The organism is Burkholderia sp. PAMC 26561 (assembly GCF_001557535.2).
Taxonomy (GTDB): Bacteria; Pseudomonadota; Gammaproteobacteria; order Burkholderiales; family Burkholderiaceae; genus Caballeronia.
In genome coordinates, this window is the sequence record NZ_CP014306.1 from 3,179,096 (window position 1) to 3,203,051 (window position 23,956).

The 23,956-nt window shown below is 61.1% G+C and carries 22 protein-coding genes; 8 read left to right on the forward strand and 14 right to left on the reverse strand.

Translation table 11 applies throughout. The features are described from left to right. Positions 1 to 115: 115 nt before the first annotated feature. Both AXG89_RS14595 and AXG89_RS14600 read left to right on the forward strand, forming a co-directional pair. Positions 116 to 910, forward strand: a complete 795-nt coding sequence (locus AXG89_RS14595) for a cystine ABC transporter substrate-binding protein (protein ID WP_061999567.1) — start codon at positions 116 to 118, stop codon at positions 908 to 910. A gap of 100 nt (positions 911 to 1,010) precedes the next feature. Continuing rightward, positions 1,011 to 1,670, forward strand: a complete 660-nt coding sequence (locus AXG89_RS14600; RefSeq protein WP_061999568.1) for an amino acid ABC transporter permease — start codon at positions 1,011 to 1,013, stop codon at positions 1,668 to 1,670. A 25-nt stretch (positions 1,671 to 1,695) separates the two neighbouring features. Here AXG89_RS14600 and lepB read toward each other — a convergent pair whose 3' ends face one another. The 6 genes from lepB to AXG89_RS14630 form a co-directional block, all read right to left on the reverse strand. Beyond that, positions 1,696 to 2,373 (reverse strand): signal peptidase I, encoded by a 678-nt coding sequence (gene lepB, locus AXG89_RS14605; RefSeq protein ID WP_062000878.1) that lies wholly within the window; start codon positions 2,371 to 2,373, stop codon positions 1,696 to 1,698. Positions 2,374 to 2,465: 92 nt separating this feature from the next. Continuing rightward, a complete protein-coding gene (locus AXG89_RS14610; RefSeq protein ID WP_062170035.1) occupies positions 2,466 to 3,446 on the reverse strand; it encodes a Gfo/Idh/MocA family protein in 981 nt (326 codons plus the stop codon). Between the two features lie 231 nt (positions 3,447 to 3,677). Next, positions 3,678 to 4,433 carry a FadR/GntR family transcriptional regulator gene (locus AXG89_RS14615; RefSeq protein ID WP_061999570.1) on the reverse strand — a complete coding sequence of 252 codons (756 nt, stop codon included), beginning with the start codon at positions 4,431 to 4,433 and terminating at the stop codon, positions 3,678 to 3,680. 296 nt (positions 4,434 to 4,729) lie between these two features. After that, positions 4,730 to 6,298: a mannose-1-phosphate guanylyltransferase/mannose-6-phosphate isomerase gene (locus AXG89_RS14620; RefSeq protein WP_062170036.1), complete on the reverse strand. Its 1,569-nt coding sequence runs from the start codon at positions 6,296 to 6,298 to the stop codon at positions 4,730 to 4,732. A gap of 219 nt (positions 6,299 to 6,517) precedes the next feature. Next, on the reverse strand, positions 6,518 to 7,978 hold the full coding sequence (locus AXG89_RS14625; RefSeq protein WP_061999571.1) for an oligosaccharide flippase family protein: 1,461 nt from the start codon (positions 7,976 to 7,978) through the stop codon (positions 6,518 to 6,520). A 229-nt stretch (positions 7,979 to 8,207) separates the two neighbouring features. After that, complete coding sequence (locus AXG89_RS14630; RefSeq protein WP_075357835.1) at positions 8,208 to 10,079, reverse strand: alpha/beta hydrolase; 1,872 nt, start codon at positions 10,077 to 10,079, stop codon at positions 8,208 to 8,210. Positions 10,080 to 10,346: 267 nt separating this feature from the next. Here AXG89_RS14630 and AXG89_RS14635 point away from each other — a divergent pair, with 267 nt between their 5' ends. Both AXG89_RS14635 and AXG89_RS14640 read left to right on the forward strand, forming a co-directional pair. Continuing rightward, positions 10,347 to 11,306, forward strand: coding sequence for a glycosyltransferase family 2 protein (locus tag AXG89_RS14635; protein WP_062170038.1), 960 nt, complete (start codon positions 10,347 to 10,349; stop codon positions 11,304 to 11,306). Then, complete coding sequence (locus tag AXG89_RS14640) at positions 11,245 to 12,222, forward strand: glycosyltransferase family 2 protein (RefSeq protein WP_062170039.1); 978 nt, start codon at positions 11,245 to 11,247, stop codon at positions 12,220 to 12,222. The genes AXG89_RS14635 and AXG89_RS14640 overlap by 62 nt, the downstream gene beginning before the upstream one ends. Before the next feature lie 227 nt (positions 12,223 to 12,449). Here AXG89_RS14640 and AXG89_RS14645 read toward each other — a convergent pair whose 3' ends face one another. The 8 genes from AXG89_RS14645 to AXG89_RS14690 form a co-directional block, all read right to left on the reverse strand. Then, entirely contained in the window at positions 12,450 to 12,713 is a 264-nt protein-coding gene (locus AXG89_RS14645; protein ID WP_062170040.1) for a hypothetical protein, read from the reverse strand. Then, the gene (locus AXG89_RS14650) at positions 12,713 to 13,000 is read right to left on the reverse strand and encodes a hypothetical protein (RefSeq protein WP_144029436.1); all 288 of its coding nucleotides are present in this window, start codon (positions 12,998 to 13,000) and stop codon (positions 12,713 to 12,715) included. The genes AXG89_RS14645 and AXG89_RS14650 overlap by 1 nt, the downstream gene beginning before the upstream one ends. Before the next feature lie 165 nt (positions 13,001 to 13,165). Continuing rightward, positions 13,166 to 13,600, reverse strand: coding sequence for a hypothetical protein (locus tag AXG89_RS14655; protein ID WP_143325527.1), 435 nt, complete (start codon positions 13,598 to 13,600; stop codon positions 13,166 to 13,168). A gap of 226 nt (positions 13,601 to 13,826) precedes the next feature. Further along, a complete protein-coding gene (locus tag AXG89_RS14660; protein ID WP_069638355.1) occupies positions 13,827 to 14,972 on the reverse strand; it encodes a glycosyltransferase family 4 protein in 1,146 nt (381 codons plus the stop codon). A 93-nt stretch (positions 14,973 to 15,065) separates the two neighbouring features. Then, the gene (locus AXG89_RS14665; RefSeq protein WP_086386560.1) at positions 15,066 to 16,223 is read right to left on the reverse strand and encodes a glycosyltransferase family 4 protein; all 1,158 of its coding nucleotides are present in this window, start codon (positions 16,221 to 16,223) and stop codon (positions 15,066 to 15,068) included. Between the two features lie 80 nt (positions 16,224 to 16,303). Next, positions 16,304 to 17,506, reverse strand: a complete 1,203-nt coding sequence (locus tag AXG89_RS14670; RefSeq protein WP_062170628.1) for a glycosyltransferase family 4 protein — start codon at positions 17,504 to 17,506, stop codon at positions 16,304 to 16,306. Positions 17,507 to 17,565: 59 nt separating this feature from the next. Beyond that, a complete protein-coding gene (locus AXG89_RS14675) occupies positions 17,566 to 19,242 on the reverse strand; it encodes an O-antigen ligase family protein (RefSeq protein ID WP_069638356.1) in 1,677 nt (558 codons plus the stop codon). A gap of 131 nt (positions 19,243 to 19,373) precedes the next feature. After that, a complete protein-coding gene (locus AXG89_RS14690; RefSeq protein ID WP_062170630.1) occupies positions 19,374 to 19,886 on the reverse strand; it encodes a GNAT family N-acetyltransferase in 513 nt (170 codons plus the stop codon). A gap of 335 nt (positions 19,887 to 20,221) precedes the next feature. Between AXG89_RS14690 and AXG89_RS14695 the strand changes: the two genes are divergently transcribed. The 4 genes from AXG89_RS14695 to AXG89_RS14710 all read left to right on the forward strand — a co-directional run bounded on the left by AXG89_RS14695 (position 20,222) and on the right by AXG89_RS14710 (position 23,837). Next, positions 20,222 to 20,473, forward strand: coding sequence for an acyl carrier protein (locus AXG89_RS14695; RefSeq protein ID WP_056364015.1), 252 nt, complete (start codon positions 20,222 to 20,224; stop codon positions 20,471 to 20,473). Further along, complete coding sequence (locus tag AXG89_RS14700; RefSeq protein WP_062170044.1) at positions 20,470 to 21,765, forward strand: acyl-CoA dehydrogenase family protein; 1,296 nt, start codon at positions 20,470 to 20,472, stop codon at positions 21,763 to 21,765. Before AXG89_RS14695 ends, AXG89_RS14700 begins: the two co-directional genes overlap by 4 nt. A 3-nt stretch (positions 21,766 to 21,768) precedes the next feature. Beyond that, positions 21,769 to 22,803: an amino acid--[acyl-carrier-protein] ligase gene (locus tag AXG89_RS14705; protein WP_061999580.1), complete on the forward strand. Its 1,035-nt coding sequence runs from the start codon at positions 21,769 to 21,771 to the stop codon at positions 22,801 to 22,803. A gap of 74 nt (positions 22,804 to 22,877) precedes the next feature. Beyond that, positions 22,878 to 23,837, forward strand: coding sequence for a DUF1839 family protein (locus tag AXG89_RS14710; protein ID WP_062170632.1), 960 nt, complete (start codon positions 22,878 to 22,880; stop codon positions 23,835 to 23,837). The last annotated feature ends 119 nt before the right edge of the window (positions 23,838 to 23,956 follow it).

The following is a 23,956-nucleotide window of genomic DNA, read 5'->3' on the forward strand; positions in this document are numbered from 1 at the left end:
TCCCTACCCGTTCTCATAACCACATGAGGAATCGATCTGAAGCGGTCGTGGCGTTTTCGCTATCATCGCGGCACTTCAGATTACCGATAAAAACTCGGACAAAGGCAAACAACACATGAAATTGACTCTCTTCAAGAAAGTGCTCGTGGCAGCACTGATCGGCGCGTCGCTCTCGGCGGTCGCCCACGCAGAAGATCTGCTGGATTCGGTCAAACAGCGCGGCACGTTGCGCATTGGCCTGGAAGGCACGTTCCCGCCGTTCAACTCGAAGTCGCCGCAAGGTGAACTGGTCGGATTCGATGTGGATATCGCCAAGGCTATCGCGGCGAAACTCGGCGTCAAGCCGGAGTTCGTCACGACCGAGTGGAGTGGCATCATCGCCGGTTTGCAGGCAGGCAAGTTCGATGTGATCGCGAACCAGGTCGGCATCACCGATGCCCGCAAGCAGACGCTCGATTTCTCCCCGGCCTACACATATTCGAACGCCCAGCTGATTCAGCGCAAGGACGACACGCGCGACTTCAAGACGCTCGACGACCTGAAGGGCAAGAAGCTCGGCGTGGGCCTCGGCACGAACTACATGGACATGGCGAAAGCTGTTCCGGGTATCGATGTCAAGACGTATCCGGGCGCGCCTGAATACTTGCGCGATCTGGCATCGAACCGTCTGGACGCCGCGTTGAACGACCGACTGATGCTCGCGTACCTGATGAAGAATTCGCAGTTGCCGCTGCGCACCGGCGCGAACGTCGGCCCGGGCAACCCGTCGGGCATCCCGTTCAAGAAGGGCAATCCGAAGTTCCAGAAGGCCATTGATGACGCGATGACCCAGCTCGAAGCCGATGGCACGTTCGCCAAGATCTCGGACAAGTGGTTTGGTATCGACGTGACCAAGCCGGCTGTAAAGTAAAACCGGGCGCTCCGCGTTCGGCATCGGGGCGGCGTCTTGACGATGCCGCCCTTGGCTTTTGATACCCGCCTCGATCGATAAGAAGCCAACTCAATCCCTCATGTCCACGACATCCCTGCTCGTTCAATCGATACCGGCACTGGCCCAAGGCGCCGTGCTGACGATCAAGTTCGCGGTCTACTCCATGTTCTTCGGCCTGATAGCCGCCGTCGTGCTTGCGGTCATGGGCATCAGCCGCAGCAAGACGCTGGTGGGGATCGGACGCGTTTATGTAAGCGTGATGCGCGGGACGCCGCTGCTCGTGCAGATCTTCGTGATCTATTACGGGCTGCCGAGCCTTGGAATTTCGCTCGATCCGACCCCGGCTGGGGTGATTGCGTTATCGGCGAATGCGGCCGCGTATTTGTCGGAGAGCATGCGCGGGGCAATTCTCGGGATCCAGAGCGGGCAATGGCTGGCGGCGTATAGCCTTGGGCTTTCCAGGTCGCAGACGCTTCGATATGTGATCGGCCCGCAAGCGTTGCGCATCGCCGTGCCGAGTCTTTCGAACAGCCTGATCAGCCTCATCAAGGATACGTCGCTGGTTTCCGTGATTACGGTGACCGAACTGCTGCGCAGCGCGCAGGAAGTGATCGCCGCCACATACCAGCCCTTGCCGTTATATCTGGCCGCCGCCGTGGTTTATTGGGTGCTGTGCAGCGTGCTGGAATTCGTGCAACGGCGGCTCGAGCGGAGACTGGCACTGCCGGGAAGGCATTAAACGGCACTTAGGCTTAGCCGTCTCCTTAGCCGTCCAGCCGCGCGCCGAATCTTCCCAGGCGCGGAAAATAATGTTTTTCCGGGTCGAGCGAATACGCAACCCTTCTCGCCCTTCCCATCAGTTCATCGCGCGGAAAAAAACCGAAATAGCGCGAATCCGCGCTGTCATCGCGGTTGTCTCCGAGCATCAGATACTGCCCCTTCGGAACGGTCACCGGCCCGAACGAGCGCCGTGGACTCGGCGCGAGTACCGACAACCTGACCACATGCGAAACGTGCCCGAGCTTCTCATCGAGATACTCGCCCGGCGACGATGAATCACCCGCCACGCCCGCAATATCGACAGGCTGGTAAGCAGCGCGTTTGCCATCGATGTAAAGCACGTTGTCACGCATGGCGACCACGTCCCCAGGCAGACCGATCAACCGCTTCACGATCAGTTCCTTCGCCGCCGACGAATCCACCGTCACGATGTCCCCACGCTGCGGATCGTGCAGATGCAGGATCGCTACATGGGTGAACGGGACGCGCAGATCGTAAGCCATCTTGTCCACGACGATCCGGTCGCCTTCGCGAATGGTCGGCAACATGGAACCGCTCGGCACCACGTTCCAGTCCGCAATCGCGCTTCGAAACAGGGCCATCAGAACCAGGAACGCCACCAGCTTGCGATTGTCGCGCCAGAATCGGGATAAGAATCGCATGGTAAAAATGCCCTGCATGTGAAGACGTCGCAGCGTATCGCGACAGTCTGAAATGACGCTTAAACAAGTTGGTGCGCGGCGAGACCGGTCTGTCAGTCGGTCTCGAACGGGAAATGCACGCCGAGGTCGCGGCGGGCGGCGTCGGTGATGAAGATCATTTGCATCGATACCGCGTGACGCATGATCGGACTTTCAATCGCCCCAGCGCGCAGCAGCTCGCAAAAGTGCGCGGTTTCGTAGTTCAGGCCACCGCCTTCGAAGGGTGCATCGAGTTCGACCGTGCGGCCATCTACGTAGCGAACCGTTGCGCGCGCGGGGTTCCACCAGTTCTCGTGAATCGTGACCGTACCGCCGGTCGCGGCAAGCAACGCGTCGCCCTTGCCCTGAAGATCCATACCGCAAAAGATCTGCGCGACACCGCGTTCATGGCGCACATTCAGGCTCGCAAAACTGTCGACGCCGCTTTGCCCGAGCCTGCCGAACGTCTGCACTTCAAGCGGTTCGCCGAGCCAGTCGACCGCGAGGAACGCTTCGTAAATGCCGATATCGAGCAACGCGCCGCCGCCCATGTCCATCGAATACGAAGGATGGTCGAGCGGGACATTTGCAATCGAACACCCGGCGCGTACAAGTCCAATCTGGCCGATGGGGTCCGCCGCCAGATGCTCGCGCAATTGCGTGTAGAGCGGGTAGAACGGCGGTTTCATGGCTTCCATGAAGAGGAGCTTCGAAGACCGGGCGGCGTCGATCATCTGCTGCAACGCGCGTGCATTGACGGCGGCCGGCTTCTCGCAAAGCACGGCACGCCCCGCCTTGAATGCACGCAACGCATACTCGGGATGACTGTTCTGCATGGTCGCAATGTAGAGCGCGTCGATATTTTCGAGCATTGCGTCGAAGCTTTCGAAGGCCTTCGTCTGGTATTTGTCGGCGAATGCGCGCGTTGGCTCCCCCCGGCGCGACCAGACGCCTGCGAGCTGCGTGCCCGGTACGAACGCCAGCCCTTCGGCGAAGCGGTGTGCAATGCGTCCCGCGCCGACGATACCCCAGCGAATCGTGCTCTCTTCGTTCATCTGCTGCGCTCCGTGATTTGATGTCGATGACTCAATGACGCTCATTGTCCACTAAGGGAGCGATCGCCGGGAAGCGTGAACAAACGGCAGGGAGTTAGAAAGACGAGAGGGAGTGAAACGTTTGCGCAGGGAAGAACCCCGGAAACGGCGCCTGAAGCGCCCGGTCACGAGAAACGTGACCAGAAATCTCCCGGAACCGTTCCGGGATCAAGCATGCAGCACGTGCCGAAATCAGGCGCCCGCTGACTGTGATTCGTCGATCGGCGGAGACGAACTGTCCTCGCGTCGTTCAAACGAAAACGCGCGGCCGACTTCTTCAGCCGTGACATCGATCAGGCGGCTCATCGCACGTTCGGCCGCGGCGGCATCGCGTGCACCGATCGCTTCCACGACTTCGCGTTGCGCGCCGAGCGTAGCTTCACGCATCGTCGCAATGCCTTGCACGATCGGATATACCGTCACCAGCGCCCCACGCACGATAGCCGTCATCTGCTGGAAGAACTGGTTTCCGCTCGCCGCAACAATGCGTGTATGAAGCGCGACATCGGCCGCCTGGAACTCGGGCTCGCCCGTTTCAAGCGACGACAATGCGTCGAACGCTTCGCGGATCCCGGCAAGCTCGTCGGGTGTCGCGCGAGCCGCAGCCAACGCAGCTGCACGCGGCTCGATCAGCATCCGGAACTCGATCACGTCGCGTAAAAACGCCTGGTCGGGCGTGGCCCTGAAACGCCAGCTCACAACGTCTTCATCGATCAGCCGCCAGTCGCTCATCGGCCGGATTCGCGTGCCCGTCTTGGGGCGTACGTCCAGCATGTGACGCGCGAGGAGCATGCTGAGCGCCTCCCGCATCACGGTCCGACTCACGTCGAACTCCTTCGACAAAACATCCTGCGGCGGCAGGATCGCGCCGTACTTCTGTTCGACGATGCCCGATACGAGCCCGTCCATCACCTTGGCCACCAGTGACCGCTCTTTATTTTCGTCCATCACCCCTCTCCCCTTGCGCCCCACATTGTGTCCCTGCGTATCCGGAAAGCTTCCCCAAGCTCCCGGAACCGCACGCCCGTGCAAAGCCGATGAACCAGCAGTGCCGCTACGTGCTCGATAAATTGCGTGTTCAATACCGCGAACGCCAGTCGGAATGTCCCTCTCAAGGGTTATCCCTTTGCCTCTCTCGCGTCCGCGGCGCTGCTTCGGCAACCGCTGTATTAAGTACTCCGTGATTCCTGTTGCCTTGTTGCCCTGAGCGGTGGCCTGTGTTCTTTTTTGCTTCGCCGTTCAGTTCATGCATTCGTCTTGCGGGTCTTTTTTTCCGCCACGCGTCCATACTGATCGTCGAAGCGAACAATGTCGTCTTCGCCCAGGTACGTACCCGATTGAACTTCGATCATTTCCAGCGGCGTCTTGCCGGGATTTTCCAGTCGATGCGTCGTGCCAAGCGGAATGTAAGTGGACTGGTTTTCGGTCACGAGGAATGTCTCTTCACCTCGGGTAACAAGTGCCGTGCCGCATACGACGATCCAGTGCTCCGCGCGATGATGGTGCATCTGCAGCGACAGCCGCTGACCCGGCTGCACCACGATCCGCTTCACCTGGAAGCGCTCGCCGTGATCGATCGAATCGTAGAAGCCCCACGGACGCTGTACCTTGCGATGATCGTGCGCTTCTGCGCCCTTCACTGCTTTCAGACGGCCGACCATCGCTTTCACTTCCTGCACGCGGTCCTTCGATGCCACGAGAATCGCGTCAGCCGTCTCCACCACGACCACACCGCTCACGCCCACGCATGCAACGAGCCGTCCGTCGGAATGCGCAAAGCTGTCGTGCGACCCTTCAAAGAGCACGCGGCCACGCGCCACGTTGCCGTCTTCGTCTTTCTTCGACATGTCCCACACTGCGTCCCACGCACCGACGTCGGACCAGCCGGCTGCAAGGGGCACGACCACGCCCGGGAAACCCGGCTCGTGTGCGATGCGTTCCATCACGGCGAAATCGATGGAGTCCGAAGGGCATGCTTCGAAGGCGGCGACATCGAGTTGCGTGAAGCCGTCCTGGTGCAATCCGCGTTCGAAGGCCGCGATGCACGCCGCGTGAATAGCCGGTTGAAAGTGCTCGATCGCGGCGAGCCACACGGATGCGCGGCACACGAAAATGCCGCTGTTCCAGAGATATTCGCCCGATGCAAGGTACTGCTCCGCAATCTCGCGCCTGGGCTTTTCGATAAACCGTTCAAGCACGTGCGCTTCGATCGCGCCAGTGATCGAACCCTTGAGCGCCGCACCCGCCTTGATGTATCCGTAACCTGTTTCGATCTTGTCCGGCACGATGCCGAGCGTGACCAATGCACCGCCTGCCGCGTGTTCGATCGCGGTCGCGATGGTGCGCTGGAATGCGTCGGGATCGGAGACTGCATGGTCTGCGGGCATTGCGACAATCACGGGATCGACGCCTGGAACGGTTGCCTGGGCAGCCCATGCAGCGAGCGTAAGCGCCGGCGCCGTATTGCGCGCACACGGTTCGAGCACGATGCGCGCATGGCGCCCATTACGCTCGATCTGCTGTGCGGTCAGCAATTTGTGTTCCGATCCGCATACAACGATGAGTTCGTCGGCAGTCTCGAGTTGCAGGGCGTGATCGTCCTTGCCGGATGCATCGAGACCGTCGAGACGACGCAGCGTGGCTTCCAGCAAAGACTCCGAACCCATGAGTTCGATCAGTTGCTTGGGGAACTGCTGCCTCGACAAGGGCCATAGCCGCGTGCCTGAGCCGCCTGCAAGAATGACGGGCTGCACACGCACGCTCGCGGCACTTTCCACGGCAGCGCTCGCGAGGGGATGGCTGGACACGTCCACGGTGACTCCTGATGCGTAAAAGCTGATTGGGGGCTGAACGCGTCGAACAGGTGCGGACGCGCGGAACACACGCATCGATTGATGCGTCATTTAAACAGGCAAATATTTTTAGTTCTGTGCGCGCGCGAACGCCCGCACGCTGTTACGTCTTCGGCGCTTCATGACCAGGACCCGCGAATCTCGCAGATGTCACGCAACGCAAAGTCGACGCTGGGCCCGTCACCCCGCGCTAGGGAGCAAGCGCTGCCGCAACCGCGCCGCGACCTCACGCAATTCGCTCGATTCGAACAACGACCATCCGAGGTTGCCCACCACCAGCGCCACGCAGATTGCTGCCATGCTGCTCAGCGAATCCATGTAGTCCGCGCACAGCGTCGCGACGATCAGGAACGCCAGATGTCCGGCCATGTTGCGCACGATGGGTTGCGGCTTGAGCTTCGAAAAGTAGAGGAACGCCGCGTAGTCGAAGAAGGTTTTCGCGACCACTGCAACGCCCGCGCCCAGCAACCCGTACCAGCGAATTCCCAACCACAGGACCAGCGCGAACACCGGCAATCCGATCCAGCCGACCCGCGCCACTTGCGCCGGATTGGCCTTCGCCTGTATCAGCACGCTCATGATGCTTGACTGACCGGCAAGCCACACGCCAATTACAAGCACCCGTCCGACAGGAGCAGACTGAACTGCCATCTCGTGGCCAAGCCATACGTTCAGGAACGGTGCGAGGGCGAACAGTGCGACCACCACGCAGGGCGTGAACGCACAGTTGAGGAACGCCAGGGCCTGATGCGACAACGCGCCGGCGTGTTCACTGCCCGAGGCGGAAAAGCGCGGGAAGAGCGTGCGCAACATGGCGCTTGGCAACAGGTTCAGACGCGTGACGAGGTTCTGCGGCGTGGCGTAATAAGCCACGGATTTGGCACCCAGCATGGAGCCGATCACCACGCGGTCCAGCGTGGTCGCAATCATGTTCGCGCCCGAGAACAACAATAGCCAGCGCCCATAATTGAAGAGCTCGCGGATCAGCGGCCATTCAGGTTTTGCGACACCGGTGATGCCGAGCGCGCGGAACGTGCCATAGCCCAGCAGTAGTGCCGCAAGGAAGCGCGCGATGACCGCAGCCGGCACGACCACCGCCAGCGACGGCGAGATCAGGTACAACGCTGCAAGCGGAAGCAACTGGAACATGAACGTGCCGACAGTCTGGTTCGTGTTGTACAGCGTAAACTTTTCCATGCCGCCGATCGCGCCGCTGAAGACCCACGACACATTGGCGATCGGTACGGCAATCGCAATCCAGGGCAGCGATTGCAGCACTTCGCGCTGGAACGCCGGCGCGATGGTCGCGATATGCACCACGTAGATATACGCGCCGAACCAGATCATCACGGCACCCGCGAACCCGGTCGCGAGGTTCAGGAAGAACGCGCTCCAGAAAATGCGCTGGATGCTGCCGTCGTTTGCATCACGCGCCTTGGCGATGTAGTTTTCAGTCGCCATCGAAATGCCGAGATCGAGCACGCTGAAGTAGCCAATCAACGCCCACACAAGATTGATCACGCCATAACGTTCGATACCCATGCCATGGATATAGGCCGGCACCGTCGCGAGCGAGACGAACACGGGCAGGATGAGCCCGGCGAAGTTGATCGCGATGTTCTTGAGGAGACTTTTTTCCATTGAGCGACGGACCGATTACAACAAATCAAACAGGATGAACCCGGGGACCGCGGACAGCTTGCGGTGATGCGCGACACGTCCAGGACGTGCCGCGTAGTGCATGAAACAACTGTCCGGCCTGCGAGTTTCTGATGCACCGGAACAATCAGACAATTGACCGCTAGGGTAAAACCCTTGCGCCCTGGGGTCTGTGCGAATTCGAACGCATCAGGGCGCGCTTTGCAATTGGTTACATTCGCTGCGCCTGACGTGGCTCGAGAACCTCCGTATGGCGCTCCTTGGTGCGTTCAACTGGCGCCTGGAAGACAGGCAGGATCGAGCGAAAGCGCGGACGCCGACGCTTGTGACCCAACGTTTGTTGCGACTCGTCACGAACGAATGCAGCAAACGAAGCCATCAGTTCCTCGCGCGCCGGATAAGAAAAACAGGCGTGGTCGAGCGTCTCGCTGTGGATCGTCTCCACGTTGCGCCATTTGCGCATGCGCCAGCCGCCCGCGCCAAAAAATATCGCGAACTCTTCCAGGCCGGCATCGGCATTGCCGTACACAAAGCGCACCTGGACGCCGCGCTCGCCGAGGCCGCGCACCATTGCCCGGACACGGGAGCCAACCGAGTTCACGCCCACTGTGCGTTCCGCAAGATACGCGATGCTCGCCGTGAACCGTGTACCCATGCGCCGCACGAGTTCCTTTGCGATCGGTGCGACCTCGCGCTGGCCGCGCAAGACACGCTTCCATTTGCGCGCGTTCACGAACGAACGGATGAACGTGCTGGTTGCCGTTCGCGGACGGTCATCGTTGCTGAAGAGCGGCACCGGATCTTCCGGGGAGTTGAATTTCGGCGTATTCACGAGGGTCAGCGACCGGATATAGGGGCTGACCGTTGCCGCTTGCAGGCAAAGATATGCGCCCGAACAGACGCCGAAGCACGAGACGTCGTCAAGACCCCGCGCAGCCAGATAAGCCGCGGCGGCAGCCACGTCGTCACAGCTTTCGCGCATGAAAAGCATGGAGACCGGACGTTCGTCGACGGGCGCTGCGCTGTCGCCGAGGGCGCCGACATCGAAACGAAGCGACGTTACGCCTTCCCGCGCAAGCCGGCGTGCGAGCGTCACGGAAATGCGCGCGTCGCCAATGCGATGCGTGGCGCCCGGGTTCACGAAAATCACCGAGCGGCGCGACGCCGTGCCTGATACCGGCTCGCAAAGAATGCCGAAGAGACGGCCGTTGTCGAAGATTACTGGGGTTTCGCGCATGCCGTTGTCGACGAGCACCGCTGCCGGAATGTCTCTCGCGATCGCCGCGCCGGAAAACGCGGGCGCGCCCAGCCATTCGACGATGCGCGCGATCGCCGCACGCGGCGTTTCCGTCACGCCGGATTCCTGCATGAACGCGCTGCATTCATCAAAGCTTTCAAACGATGCGTCGGCGCCGGCAGCCGAGCAGGCATCGACGAGTTTCCTGGCGCGCACCGGATCGTACGAATCGAGCACGAGCAGACGGCGCGGCGGATGCTCGACGAGGCGCGCGTCGCGCAACAGGTCGAACTTGCTCAGCTTCGCCACGCTCGATGCCACCAGACGATGCCCCACGGCTTCTGCATAAGCAGCGTCGGCGGGCGCCGGATCCACATAGATGCCGCCCGTCTCGAGCCAGTTCTGTTGCAGCAAGCGCAACTCGCGCAGATATTGACGGCCCGATGCAACTGGCGCCAGCAGCACGAGCTCACTGATCTCTTCATCAGCCGCGACCATCGCAGCAAGCGTTGCCCCGAGGCGTAACCCGCACAACGCGACTTCGGTCACGCCGGTGGTTTGCTTGAGGAAAGCGACTGCCGCGCGGATGCTTTGCAGCCATCGCTCGAGCTGTTCCCGTCCATCGCCGGGATTCTCGGATTCACCGGCGGAGTCGCCCGTGCCGGCGTAGTCGAAGCGAAGTGTCGGCGAACCGGCTGCAGCAAGTTCTTCGGCCAGCACGCGCCAGCCCTTGTGTATCCACATTGCCTCGCGGCCAAACGGCTGACACAGCACGACCCCTCGTGCGGCGGATGGCACGCCCTCGTGTAGCCAGCCAAAGCAGTCATCGAAAGTTACAGGCTTCATCTCGGCATTGCGCCCGGAAAAGGCGTCGTTATTAAGTTGTCTGCGTATTACACGTTTTGTAAGACTTCGGTTCAGTGCGCCCGCACACACACTTTCGACCCGGCCCCGATTTTTTTGCTGCGCGTTTCAAAACATGGGTTGTTCGGCCTACCTTGCGCCGTCCGGTGTTCGATGTCCCACAGACGCATATTTCTGCGGCAAGTCAAATAGCGCATCACGCCGTGCCGTACAAAAGACGGAACAACGACAAAAAAGCCGGGGAAACACATGGTCAACTCATTTCACGAATCCAGTCAGTCTGCAGCGCCGAGTTTCTCGGTCTGCATCTGTACGCGCGACCGGCCGGAGGACCTTGCCCGGGCGTTGCGCTCGGTCGAGGCATCGACGTATCCGGCGCATCAGATCATCGTGTCGGACGACAGCAAGGAACCGCATACGCGCGCCATGGTGAGCTCCGAGTTTCCCCAGGTCGTGTTTCTCGAGGGACCGCGCCGCGGGCTGGGCGCAAACCGCAATAGCGCGCTCGATGCCGTCACGGGCACGCACGTGGCATTCATCGACGACGACGCCACCCTGTCCCCGGACTTCCTCGCGCGGATGGCAAAGTCGCTTCAGAACGGCGGACAGCATCCGGAAAAGCTTATTGTTACGGGATACGAACTGAATCACGGCACCAAGGTTTTCGCCAACGCGACCACGTTCTTTGGTTTCCAGTCACGACCTTACAGGAGCGGGGATTTCCAGGACACAGTCGTCATCAACAGCGCAGTGTTTCCTGCATGGCTTTTCAAGGTGATCCGCTTCGACGAGCATCTCATCTATGGTTACGATGAGGTCGATATCGTGATGCGCGCCACGCTCCAGGCGAAATGCGTCGTCCGGTTGCTGCCCGACGTGTTCAACTCGCATTTCCCGTCGATGGTGAATCGCGACTACTACAGCTCGTTCACAGAAGCTTCACGTATCTACGTGACGCACAAGCGCTACCGCTGGTTCGAGCGCAATCGCGCGAAGGCGGCCCTGTTTCTGACGCTCGCCGTGGCGCACAACTTCCTGCACAACGTCCGTGCGCATGGTCCGAAAGGCCTCGCGCGCAGCGCGCGCACCGTCTCGCTCGCAAGCGGCTACATTCGTCGATACACCCCGGAAGGACTGGCTCTGCAAAATGAAAATAACCGTACTAGTACCCACGTATCGTCGAACCTCGGATCTCGCTCGCTGCCTTGATGCGCTCGCGCGCCAGAAGCGCGCGCCTGACGAAGTCCTGGTGGTGTGCCGTGGCGCCGATGAAGAAACGCAGGCATGGCTCGCCATCGAGAAGTCGCGTGCGCGGTTGCCGCTCGTGAAGGTCGAGGTTTCGCAGGGCGGTCAGGTTGCTGCGTTGAACGCGGGGCTCGATGCTGTCACCGGCGACATTGTTGCGATCACCGACGACGACGCAGCCCCGCGTCCCGCGTGGCTGCAGCGCATTGAAGCGCATTTCGCGAGCGCGCCTGATGTAGGCGGAGTGGGCGGGCGCGACTGGGTGCATGAACATGGCGCAACGCTCGATGCGTCCGAGCCGGAAGTCGGGCGCTGGCAGTTTCCGGGCCGCGCGATCGGCAATCATCATCTGGGTGTGGGCGCGGCGCGCGACGTCGATTTCCTGAAGGGCGCGAACATGAGTTATCGCGTGAGCGCGGTTCGCGGCAAAGCCATTCGCTTCGATACGCGTTTGCGCGGAACTGGCGCGCAGGTCAACAACGATATGGCGTTTGCATCGGCGGTGCGGCGTGCGGGGTGGCGGCTCGTCTACGATCCGGCAGTGGAAGTGGATCATTATCCGGCGCAACGTTTCGATGAAGACGCGCGTGCGGTGCGCGGCAGCCGGAGTTGGGTTGCTATCGAGAACGAGTCGTATAACCTGCATCTGGTCATACGCGATGAGTATCGCGGCGTACGTCGGCGGATTGCGTTGATGTGGCTGACGGCGGTGGGGCATGGCGCGTGTCTGGGGTGGCTCAATCTTGCGCGCGCCCGGGTGGTTCATCGCGAGGGGACGGCTTTGCAACGGTGGCGGGCGGCGCGCAGCGGCGCTGCAATCGCCAAGAAGGATTTTGCGCAACGCCGGTTGAGGAATGCACAAGGGGAATTTGCGGGGTGATTTTTGCTCGTGCTTGGGGAGGGTTTCAGTGGTTGGGGCAGATGCCGGGTTGTTGCTGCTTGGGCTTGCTCGCGTTTTCGTCCCGACTGCTCTCTTTAGCTGCGAAAGACCGGCGAAGGGCCGGTCGAGCTACGCGTGAGGAGTTGATTACCCGGGCGCATCGCAGAGGCGTGGGAACGGCGGTACGAAAAGCGCGGCGCGAACGATGATGCGGACCAAGCGGCGGGTTAATCGCTTTTTGGCTGACGGGTAATCTTTATGTACGGCTCCAGCATCGGGTAGGAGATAGCGAGCGTCGTCAAAATGCTTGCTCCTAATTTACGCGCAAATTCGTCATCAAGATTGTGCTTATGGTCCTCAAGAAAAACAGGGTACGTAAGTTTCGTGGCGTCAAGGCCGGCAATTGCCATTGCATCGATAGTCTGAATGTTGATCGCCTCATTGTCTTGCGAGTAAGACAAGACAACGGATTTTGGTTTCCGTTGTGACATTAAAATCCCCTGCAAGTTTGGTAATCTTCAAACGCGTTTTGTTTGCACAGCGCATAACCCCGTGCGCCTCCCATCAAATGGGCGAGATTGTCACAGGTGCGCATTGCTGATTCATATTCGTAAAAACAATCGGCGTTCAGTTCTTCGCCTACGCCGCGCGCTGCTACAGACAATACATCATCACCCGTCGCGCTCCTGAAGTACTCGAACGGTGCGGCGTCGCCTAACGGCGTGCTGCCCGTGCCGACTTCCGACACATTGCCCAGGTCAAAGACCTCATGATCCATCGACGGCAACGCAGAAGCAACGACAGACGCCGCCGTCGATGCAAGCGCGGCAAGTGCATCACGCGCCGCCCACGCCGCCCGATTGCGCACCGCTGCCTCTGCGATGGTCTCGATGTGCCGGAAGACTTGCGGCGGGCGCGCTGCGCGTTCGGCGTCCTCGACTAGTTAATGATATTCCGCTAACTCCTGCTGATACCATTTCGTGCGAGCCTCGAAGATCGCGCCGCGCTCGGCCATATCCGCCATTTCGCGCCTATACCGTTCATCCTCGGTAAGCGCCGGGGCGAAACCGCTATGCGCGATATAAGCAGGCTTCGCACGCACGATCAACGCTGCCCCGTTTCGCACCTCCCAGCACAGCGCGTTGATCACGTCGCGCGGCCTATTGCCGTAGGGACTCGGACGATATGACGGTACCGCACGCACAAGGAAAGTCTGGATACACTCGACAAGCTCCGGCTGGCTCGCGCAATGTTCGAAATTCGCGGCCTTGAATAAAGCTTGCCCGGCATCGAGCGCTTCCTGCTGCTCTTTGGTTCTGCCGTGCGGCGCGTAGTCCCATCGCTTATAGAGCATGAACCGATGGCCTTGATACTGCATCAACTCCGTTGTCATCCTGATTATTTTTTTTGTCGAAACGCCTACGCTAGCGCACTTTTCCGCGCGCCGATCTCAATAAAAGACGGACGCGCGGGCGGTACGTTTCGATGGTGTCTGCATCGAGCGCTTTGCAGCAACGCGCCGATACACACACGCTTCGCCGCCAGTGCGGGAATCCGTTAATCAGGAAACCCTCTGCGAAAGCCCTGGAAACAACAACTCGGGATCACCTCCGACCGTTACCAACAGCCCCACCGGCGCCTGCGGCCCTGACAGTTCGTTGCCCCCCTCTTTCCTGCCGCGCTTCCTGCACCTTGCGTTCCTCGATCGCGCGCTGGTACACCGCAAGGTGATCCGCGCAGACACGCTCCACCGAAAACTTCTCGAGGTCCCGGCGCGCCCGCTCCTTGTATTGCGCCCGAACCGGCGAATCCATCAACAACCAACCAATCTTCGACGCCAGTTGATGCGGCTGACCCGGCTCCACGAGCACACCCGTGCCCATGTCAAGCATCTCGGGAACACCATCCACTTTCGTCGCGACGATCGCACAACCCGCTTCGCGCGCCTCGCTCAGGATCAGCGGTCCCGGCGCTTGGTGCGGCGCGAACACAAACACGTCAGCGGACGCAAGGTACGAGCGCGGATCTGCCACGAACCCCGCGAACGTTACAAACTTCGCAATCCCAAGTTCTTCGGCGAGCATTTCCATCGCGCTGCGGTCCGGTCCGTCGCCCACCAAGTAAAGCTGTGCATCGTGCGTATGACGCACGAGCGCAAACGCGTGCAAGATATCGGCGATGCCGTTGCGCTCGAACATGGACGAAACGCTCACCACAGCCGGACGATGCAGGTTGAGCGGCCGCGGCGCCGGACGCCCGCAATGACGCGGCGTTCCCACCGTCCCGCTCGGGATCACGCTGAGGATGTCGCCCAACACCCCACGCTCCAGCATGACGTCGGCCACCGCGTGACTCACCACGATCACACGATCGCCAAAGCGCATCAGGGATGCACTCTTCTGGATATCGTGATGAATGGTCGTGACGAGCGCAAAGCGGCGGCGCATGCTGCCAAACCGCGATATCAGCGCGCCGGTCATCATGTGCGCATGCACGACATCAGGATTGAAGCGCTCGATCAGCCGGCCGAAACCCGCGATCATCGCCGGCACGCGCCATGGCTGGCGCGACTGCTGCAACAGCACGTGCGTGACGCCATGACGGCGCAGCAACGACTCGTAGCCGCCGCCCGAGGACGCAACGGCAACGTCGTGTCCGTTACGCGCCTGTGTGCACGCGAGATCGATCATTGCATTGACAGTGCCGTTGCCGTTGCACTGCGCATGTGTAGCCAGGTGAACGATTTTCATGACTAGGTTCGCTTCGAGGTTGGACGGCGCCTGGGGCGCCGAGGCCCTTCTTTCTTCTTGCTGGCCCTATGCGCGCGCTGAAACAACGCAACATCAATATGAGTCGATTGCTTCGCGATACACCGCCGCAGTCTGCGCCGCAATCACGGGCAGGTCGAAGTGAGCGCGCGCGTATGCACGGCACTGTTCTTCCGTGGGCAGCGTCCGGCGGCCGAGCAACGCGCTGCTCAATCCTGCGCCCAAGGCCTGGAACCCCCCTGCTTCGAGCACAAGCTCCGAACTCAAAGGCGCGACAGCCTCGGGCAAACCGCCGACCGGCGTCACGATCACCGGCGTGCCGCTTGCAAGCGATTCGATGGTCGTCAGTCCAAACCCTTCGAGCGCAACCGTGGGCACCACCGATACATTCGCGGCGCGATACCAGAGCGGCAGCGCTTCGTCGGCGACAAAACCCGCGAGACGCACATGCTGCGAAAGCCCGCGATGTTCGATTCGCGCCTGCAACGCAGCCATGAGCGGTCCCTTCCCGGCAATCGTCAGGAGTACGTCCGGTACGGCCTGGCGCACGATGAACATGGCATCAATAAGATCTTCGAGGCCCATGCGCGAAACCAGCCGGCGCACGCAAAAAAGGATGGGACGGTCTTGCGGCAAGCCGAGCGCGGTGCGCGCGGCATGCTGGTCGACACCGGTGCTGAAGTGATTCACGTCCACGCAGCCCGGCACGATGCGTATCGTGTCCGGCTTCACGCCGTACTGCTTCTGCAGGACGTTGCCAAAGGCCTGGGACAACACGATATGCCGGTCGCCGCGCTGATAAACATGCCGTTCCAGCGCGCGCCGTGCGCCGGCGCTTGCCTGTCCGCGCGCACCGTGGGCCGATTCGTCGCCCCAGGGCCCGTGAAAATGAATCACCTTGGGCACGCGTTTGAATTTGCCGAGCACGGGTGCCGCATACAGCGCAAAATGCGCCGCCACGACGTCCGGCATGCGTGCATCGCGCAGTTCGACGGCCGAGCGGCGCACGGCGAGCAGACGCTTCATCAGCGGCGCGTCAGCTTCGGCGAACGGCGTGACGACGCCATCCGTGGACGTGCGCACGTTCTCCGTGCCCGCAACTAGTCCGCGAACCGACACACCCTGCGCCGGCAGCGACTGGATTAGCGCAGTCACCATGCGGTCGAGGCCGCCGGGACGCTCGAAAAACCAGTTCATGCCGATCTGCAGCGAATCGATGTTCCGCTCGCCCAGCTTGTCTTCCGAGGCCTTGTTCATAGGTGCTTTGACACTTGGAGTCGCCCCGGGGATCATCGTGGATTTCAATACCGTACTCATGTTTTCACCGAAACAGTCTCGCGATGCGTCCGCGCGTTGTGGTTTGTCTTCTTGCCGATCTTTCGTTTGGCGGCGATCTCTTCGAACAGCAAAAGATAACGGGCCGCCATGGTCTGCCACGACAAGGTTGCAGCGAGCGCCTGCGCTGCGTGCCCCATGTCACGCGTGCGCAGCGGATCGGCTGCAAGCCGCGTGATCGCGTCGGCGAGCGGGCGTTCATTGTCGGGGTCGTCCAGCACCACGCCGCATTCAGGCGTAATCACTTCCGCACCGCCCGACGTATGCACGGTGATCACCGGCAAGCCCGAGGCAAGCGCTTCGAGCATGACGAGGCTCATCGCTTCGTAACGCGACGGGAACACGAACGCATCGGCGCAACGCATCAGTGCAGGCATTTCGCGGATCATGCCCACGAAGTGCACGCGGTCAGCGATGCCGAGTTCTGCGGCCATTGCCGGATAGGGACTCTTGTCCGTGCCGGCCGCGACCGTCAGATGCACGCTCGGCGAGCAGGTCACCATGGCGCGAAGCACGGTATCGAGGTTCTTGCGGGCTGTGCGGATATCGCCCGCGAAAAGCAGCATGAACGGCGCTTCAGGAAGCTTGAAACGCGCACGCTGCGAGGTTTGCGACGGGTCCGGCGAAAACTCGACGTTGTCCACTCCGTTATGAATCACGCGGATCTTGTCACGCGGCATGCCGAGGTCCACCAGTTCGGCGGCGACTTTCTCCGATACCGGCACGAGCACGCCAGCACGCTTGAACGCCCAGCGTTCGCACCACGCGTTCAGGCGCGTGAACAGCACTTGATAAGCCCCATACGGACCGCCGCTCAGGCGAAACGGGTAATAGCCGCTCTTGAACCAGCCGGTGTGAACAAAGTGAATGGCGTTGACGTCGGCACGCGTCCACGCAATGAAGCCGTTGACCTGCACGACATCGAACTCAGCGCGGTGAGCACGAATCCAGGCCGCTGCGCGCAACGCGAAAGACTGGTATTTGAGCAAGCGCGTCGGCACGCGGCTTGGCGCAAGCCGAACGACGGTGATACGCGGATGACGGGACAAGGTTTCATCGACTGTCGTGCTCAGCAACGTGACGGAGTGGCCGGCGGCGAGTGCGGCCTGGACAACCTCGTAGTTGACGCGCCCTTGTCCGTCGTTCTTGCCGACAGTGTGGGTGACGATAAGCAGGTTCATGCGATCCTCGTTGAATACTGGAAGGTCGGCCTTGCGATCGGCCCGCTCGATAGTGGCGCTCATGGGACCAGCGGCGAAGGCAACGCAATGCTTTGTTGAGCAGCGGTTCCGGAAGGTGCCGGCGCTTCGGCACTGGCGGCGGCGCGCGCTTGCGCTTTCACCTGCTGATCGGCACGAGTCTGCATTTCGAGCGCGTAACGCCTTCCGGCGACCGGCAACATCACCCCGATGAAAAAGAACACGCCGCCGCCGCCGACCAGTGTGTTGAGAAACACCATCATCGCGAGGATGCCGAATGCGGCGGCTGTACCCGCCACGGCAAAGCGGTCGTTCTTGCGGCTGAAACTCGTGACGAACGCGCGCAGCACCAGCATCACCACGCCCGCGGCATACAGCAGCGTGCCCGGCCAGCCCAGCACGAATGGCACTTCCATCAGGCCACTGTCGAAGTCGACGCTGCCCGACGACGAACCATCGCCGGAAAGCTTCGACCCGAGACCCGTCATGCCGAGTCCCTGACCCGCGATGTTGGTAGTCATCTCCGAGAGGAAGTGCTTGTAGATCTCGGTGCGCGTCTGATAGCTGTCGTCCTGGTTGAGCTGCGTGACCGTCGAGAAGCGCGCCGTGGCCTTCTCGGTAATCTCGTCGACCATCAGCGCCGGCGAACAGAGCAGCACGATCACCGCAATTGCGCCGGCAAGGCGCAAACGGCTGCGGCCGTCGAGCATGATGAAAAGATAAATCAGCCCGATGGCGAGACCGCCGAGCACGCTGCGCGACATCGTACCGATCAACGCCGGAACCGCCAGCCCGCCTGCAAGCATCGCCATCTTGTTTCGCGCGGCGAGCGTCATCAGGAGACAGACCATCATCGCTATGGCGAACGGACCGGACGAATTCATCGTGCTCGAGACACGCATGGAATACGGCGCCGCGACGCCTTCGGAGACCATCCCCGAGTTTTGCAGCCAGAATGCGTCCCATGGTGGCGGATTGACGTACTGGAACACGCCATACGCCGCGATCACCAATCCGCCGAAGACAAAGGTCTTCAGCAGGACGCGGTGATATTCGGGGTAATGCCGCCATGTGATGAGCACATGAAAACCGATGAGCACCGGAAACAGCCACGAGATCAGCATGTATGACGCCGCTGCAATGCCCGCCCCCACCATGCCGATGAAATAGCCGTATAGCGTGGCGAGCACGATCAGCGTGAGGGGAATGGCGCGCCGTTGCATCAGCACGCGAAAGTGGGTCAGCAGGTTCATGCCGCAGATTGACGCGGCCATTACCGGTGCCAGCATGATCAGGCTGCGTTCGCTGAACGCGCCGTTGAAGAAATCGGCGAAGCGTCGCACTTCTGGCGTGAGGAAAAACAGCCAAAGCACGAATGACAGGTAGTGTGCGGGCGAACGCCTGAAGAGCAACGCGGCCACCGCGAGCGCGCCGGCGGGGAAGATGAATTCGACGAGGCGGCCCTGATGCAGTACGAGCAGCAATATCGTGATTGCTGCAAATCCGATCGGGGCGATCACCAGACGGCGACGGCGGCCCGATTCGGCGCGTTTTTTTGCCTTGGGCGAGCTGGCGGCGTTCATAGCGCGTGCGTCCTCGACAGACGCGGAGTCGTTCGCGGCCATCTTTTCGCGCTGCGCCATCCAGGGCGTTTTCCATGTCTCGACGCGTCCATCCTGCGACTCGTCTCGAACATTCGTGATCGAAACACTCGACATCGTGCAATCCTGAAAAGTAGAGGTCGGCTCAGTGAAGCGTGCAATGCACGCAGCTGCGCGTCCTCTGTGTCATTTGGAAACGTCCAATGCCGACGTTGGGCACCTGCTTGATCAAACTTGCTGCTACGGCTTCAAAACGTTTCGACGGTATCGATGCAACCCGCCGTCCTCGCGAGGCCCAGGTTCAGACGGCTTTTACGTACCAGGCTGATCGTGTGGACTCCGCGATCGTCGAAAGGCCCATCGTTCTTGCGAAAACCGAATGCTTCATAAAACCCGCGCAAACTCACCGGCGCAAGTAACCGGATGCTGCGTCCGGGCCAGCGTTCGCCCGCCGCTGCAATCACCCGCTCGATCAGCACGTGCGCCGTGCCATCGCAGCGCCGCTGCGGACTTGTCAGGATCTTGTCCACCACGACTTCCGCCGCTCCCGTCCCCCCCTCATGCAAGCGCGCGTAAGCGATGACGGGCATCGAACGGGAAATGTCTTCCGCCGCGAATACATGAACCGATGTCTCGTCGCGCCCATCCGGATCCAGATGCACGCAGGACTGTTCGACAACGAACACAGCACTTCTCGCGCGGAGGATCAAATACAGTTCCCGCGCGGTGATCTGTTCGAAGTCGAGGGCTTTCCAGTTCATGTCCGGGTCCGGTCGTGAGAACACCGGCAGCACCGGCTTGTTCCATGTTCATACGATACGTCGCCAACCGCGCAGCTTCCGTGCGCCATCGCACCGACGCCACCCCTTGTCAATTCGTTAAATACGGTCATCGGAGAGCAATCCGGCATTGAGGAACGGCAGCGAGAAAAAGCCCGGCATCCAGACACTTGGAACGACCGATCAGGCTTCACAACAAGCGAGCCGTTATGGATTGCAAGACCAACCCGGTCCGTGAACGCGACAAGCCAGTACGAGTGGCCGCGTCCGGTTTTTAGGTGACACACCTTTAGTGACGCTTCTTTGGGGGCTATTAAATGAAATCCGCACTGCGCCGCATTCTTACCGAATCCGCCCGGCTCGACGTTCCGGCCGAATCACTTGCTGATGACGCCGATCTTTACGCCGCGGGACTGTCGTCGCTCGCAACCGTTCATCTGATGCTCGCCGTGGAAGACGAGTTCAACATCGAGATTCCTGACCGCATGCTCACGCGCCGCCTGTTTTCGTCCATCGACGCGCTCGCTGCAGCGGTTACCGAATTGCAACAGGCACAGGCGGCCGCATGAACGCCCCGGTGCAGGCCGCTGTTTTGACAGCGAACGCCGACCGGGCTGCAGTCGCCGCGGCGCAGATCGTGGAGGAAGTCCGGCAGGCATCGGCCGAACCTTCCTGGCTTGCCGCCACCCGGCGGGTCGCGCAGGTCGCGGCGCAGCATGCGGCAGCAGTCGATCGCGAGGCACGCTTCCCCGTAGAGGCGTTCGAAGCCATGCGCCGCGAACGGCTTTTGTCGGCGATGGTTCCGGCGGAACTCGGCGGTGCCGGCCTGACGCTCTCCGAAGTCGCGTGCATTTGTGAAACGTTGGCGCATGCGTGTTCGTCGACGGCAATGGTCTACGCGATGCATCAAAGCCAGGTGGCGTGCCTGTCCGATCAGGGCAACGACGTCCCCTGGATTCGCCAGATGATCGCCCGCATGATCGATGAACAATGGCTGCTGGCGTCGGCAACGTCGGAGGAAACGATCGGCGGCAACATGCGCACCAGCGCCTGTGCGGTCGAATTGACCGATGGTGCGTTTCGCATCGAAAAGCTTGCTCCGACCATTTCATATGGCGCGCACGCCGACTGCATCCTGGTCACCGCGCGCCGCAGTGCCGAGGCAAGCGCGTCGGACCAGGTGCTGATCGTGGCGCCGCGCGACACCCTCGTGCTGGAAAAGCGCGGCGGCTGGGATTCGCTCGGCATGCGCGGAACCTGCAGCGAAGCTTTCCGTCTGATCGCGACGGGCCGCGCCGAGCAGATCCTGCCCGTGCCGTTCGCCCAGGTCGCGGACCAGACCATGCTGCCGGTGTCGCACACGCTCTGGGCCGCGGTCTGGGTGGGCATCACGTCCGACGCCGTGAACCGCGCGCATCAGTTTTTCCGCACGCAGGCACGCGGCAAGCCGGGTGCGCTGCCGCCATCGGCGGGACGGCTGGCCAATGCGGTTGCGCAGTTGCGCATGATGCAGGCACGTCTGAAGGACGCACTGGACGCCGCCAGCGTCGCATCGTCCGAACGCGTGGCGCGCGATGCACGTGAAGCGTGTGACTTCGATACGCCGCTTGGCGCGTCGTTGAGCCTGGCATCGGACATGAATACGCTCAAGCTGAGCATTTCGTCCGCAGCGCTCGAAGTCGTGCAGGAAACGCTGATGATCTGCGGCATGGCAGGATACAAAAACAACACTGAATATAGCGTCGGGCGTCATCTGCGCGATCTTTTTTCCGCGCCGCTGATGATCAGCAACGACCGCATCCAATTGAACACGGCGAATCTGCTGCTCGCGCAGCGCACGCCGGCTACGGGGAGAATCTAGGACATGAACACGCTCACGGATAACGCGGCCATTGAAGCCGCCAGCGCAACGAACACCTACAACGCTTCGGATGTGACGCTGCGAGCGCGCATGATCGAAGCGGGGATCCTGATTGAAACCGGTGAAGACGGCCTGTACGGACGCAGCCACGTGTTCGAGGATGTGATCGAACGCCTGAACAACGCCATTTCGCTGCTGGGCGCGGATCAGGAAGCCGAAGTGCTGCGTTTCCCGCCGGCCATGCGCCGCCACGACTTCGAAGACAGCGAGTATCTGAAGAGCTTCCCTGACCTTGCCGGCACGATCCACTCGTTCCAGGGCAACGACCGCGGTCATCACAGGCTGCTCGCGGCGCTCGAAAAGACGGTTTCAGTCGGCGAAGAAGAACGTACAGACGAATGGATGGACCAGCAAAAGCCCACGCGCCTCGTGCTCACGCCGGCCGCCTGCTATCCGATCTACCCGGTGGTCGCCAAGCGCGGTGCGCTCGCTGAAGACGGCGCAACGGTCGACGTATTCGCGTACTGCTTCCGTCACGAACCGTCTATCGATCCGAGCCGCATGCAGATGTTCCGCATGCGCGAATACGTGCGTTTCGGCAGCCCGGAGCAAGTCATGGCGTTCCGCCAGAAGTGGATCGAGCGTGGTTCGCTGCTCGTGAACCTGCTCGGCCTGCCGTTCGAAATCGATCTGGCCAACGATCCGTTCTTCGGTCGCGGCGGCAAGATCGTGGCCGACAGCCAGCGCGCGCAGCAACTCAAATTCGAATTGCTGATTCCGGTTGCGACGCCCGACCGTCCTACCGCATGCCTGTCGTTCAACTATCACATGGAACACTTCGGCGAAATCTGGAAGATCGCCCAGGCAGACGGCGAAGTGGCGCACACAGCGTGCGTGGGCTTCGGCATGGAGCGCACCACGCTCGCCCTCTTCCGCCATCACGGTCTGGACGTCAAGGCGTGGCCGGCTGAAGTGCGCGATTTCCTCTGGGGCGATACGCAATCACGCATCAAGACCGGACTCGAGGCACTTTCATGACAGCCGTTCACACAAGCGGCGCGGCAGATTCGAATCGCGAGCGTGCCCGGGTAATTCAATTGCTTCCGCAGCATATGCGCGTACGTAAGCACCAGTCGCACTCGCTGCATCAGGGCGATCGCGTCTGGGCGGAAACGAACTGCTACGTCGACTTGTGGATTGAGTTGCTGCACGGCTACGGGCTCGACCCGCGCGCCGCGCTCGGCTTCACTGTCATGCAGGACTTCGAGGGGGACCAGTTCACGTTCTTCAAGTTTCCTCTCGAAGACCTCTACACGCTTTATGGCATGCAGGTGCAGGAACTCGCAATCTACGATTCACTCGAGGACCGCATTCGTACGCAAACCCAGCGCGGGCATACCGTGCTGGCTGAAGTCGACGCGTTTTATCTGCCCGATACCCGTGCGACTTCGTACCAGCAGCAGCATACGAAGACGACCATCGGCGTGGATTTCATCGATCCGCGTTCGCGCCGGCTCGGTTATTTCCACAACACCGGTTATTACGTGCTGGACGGCGAGGACTACCAAGGCGTGTTCCGGCAGCTTCCTGAATTCGCGGACCGCCCCGAGATCCTGTTTCCGTACGTGGAGTTCTGCAAGCGCGCACGGCCGGCGCTGAGCGGCACGGCGCTCGCGGAGGCATCGGCGGATTTGCTGGTCGCGCATTTGCAGCGCCGCCCGGCGCGCAATCCGATCACGCAATGGCGTGCGGCATTTCCCGAGCACCTGGAGATGCTCGTCGAGCGCGGAGAAAGCGCTTTTCATCTCTACACATTCAACGTGATGCGGCAACTGGGATCGAACTTCGAGTTCCTTTCGCGTTATCTCGTGTGGATGCGGGAACGTGGTTTCGCGATTCCGGACGCCATGCCGACCGCGGCGCAACGGATCGCGACCGAATCGATGGTCATGCAGTTCCGGCTCGTCCGCGCAATTACGCGCGGACGCCGCGACCCGTGCCACGAGTGTTTCGATGTGCTCGAAGAGTCCTACGATCAGGTCATTGGACCGCTTGCCGCACTGATTCGCTAACAGGTTTTCACAAGCCGGTGCCGCGGCCTGATACGCCAACAGGTCGCGCCGCGTTCCGGCTGGACACACTATAAAAAGAAGGCCGTCCCGATATGGCCTTCGATAGTCATACGGGGAAA

Excerpts from the sequence above, each read along its gene's own strand:
- AXG89_RS14710 (WP_062170632.1), top strand. The coding sequence starts at position 22,878 with ATGCGCGTACGTAAGCACCAGTCGCACTCGCTGCATCAGGGCGATCGC.
- AXG89_RS14705 (WP_061999580.1), top strand. The coding sequence starts at position 21,769 with ATGAACACGCTCACGGATAACGCGGCCATTGAAGCCGCCAGCGCAACG.
- AXG89_RS14645 (WP_062170040.1), bottom strand. The coding sequence starts at position 12,713 with ATGTCACAACGGAAACCAAAATCCGTTGTCTTGTCTTACTCGCAAGAC.
- AXG89_RS14625 (WP_061999571.1), bottom strand. The coding sequence starts at position 7,978 with ATGGAAAAAAGTCTCCTCAAGAACATCGCGATCAACTTCGCCGGGCTC.
- AXG89_RS14660 (WP_069638355.1), bottom strand. The coding sequence starts at position 14,972 with ATGAAAATCGTTCACCTGGCTACACATGCGCAGTGCAACGGCAACGGC.
- AXG89_RS14615 (WP_061999570.1), bottom strand. The coding sequence starts at position 4,433 with ATGGACGAAAATAAAGAGCGGTCACTGGTGGCCAAGGTGATGGACGGG.
- AXG89_RS14640 (WP_062170039.1), top strand. The coding sequence starts at position 11,245 with ATGAAAATAACCGTACTAGTACCCACGTATCGTCGAACCTCGGATCTC.
- lepB (WP_062000878.1), bottom strand. The coding sequence starts at position 2,373 with ATGCGATTCTTATCCCGATTCTGGCGCGACAATCGCAAGCTGGTGGCG.
- AXG89_RS14635 (WP_062170038.1), top strand. The coding sequence starts at position 10,347 with ATGGTCAACTCATTTCACGAATCCAGTCAGTCTGCAGCGCCGAGTTTC.
- AXG89_RS14700 (WP_062170044.1), top strand. The coding sequence starts at position 20,470 with ATGAACGCCCCGGTGCAGGCCGCTGTTTTGACAGCGAACGCCGACCGG.
- AXG89_RS14600 (WP_061999568.1), top strand. The coding sequence starts at position 1,011 with ATGTCCACGACATCCCTGCTCGTTCAATCGATACCGGCACTGGCCCAA.
- AXG89_RS14690 (WP_062170630.1), bottom strand. The coding sequence starts at position 19,886 with ATGAACTGGAAAGCCCTCGACTTCGAACAGATCACCGCGCGGGAACTG.
- AXG89_RS14610 (WP_062170035.1), bottom strand. The coding sequence starts at position 3,446 with ATGAACGAAGAGAGCACGATTCGCTGGGGTATCGTCGGCGCGGGACGC.
- AXG89_RS14675 (WP_069638356.1), bottom strand. The coding sequence starts at position 19,242 with ATGTCGAGTGTTTCGATCACGAATGTTCGAGACGAGTCGCAGGATGGA.
- AXG89_RS14630 (WP_075357835.1), bottom strand. The coding sequence starts at position 10,079 with ATGAAGCCTGTAACTTTCGATGACTGCTTTGGCTGGCTACACGAGGGC.
- AXG89_RS14655 (WP_143325527.1), bottom strand. The coding sequence starts at position 13,600 with ATGCAGTATCAAGGCCATCGGTTCATGCTCTATAAGCGATGGGACTAC.
- AXG89_RS14670 (WP_062170628.1), bottom strand. The coding sequence starts at position 17,506 with ATGAACCTGCTTATCGTCACCCACACTGTCGGCAAGAACGACGGACAA.
- AXG89_RS14650 (WP_144029436.1), bottom strand. The coding sequence starts at position 13,000 with ATGGATCATGAGGTCTTTGACCTGGGCAATGTGTCGGAAGTCGGCACG.
- AXG89_RS14695 (WP_056364015.1), top strand. The coding sequence starts at position 20,222 with ATGAAATCCGCACTGCGCCGCATTCTTACCGAATCCGCCCGGCTCGAC.
- AXG89_RS14595 (WP_061999567.1), top strand. The coding sequence starts at position 116 with ATGAAATTGACTCTCTTCAAGAAAGTGCTCGTGGCAGCACTGATCGGC.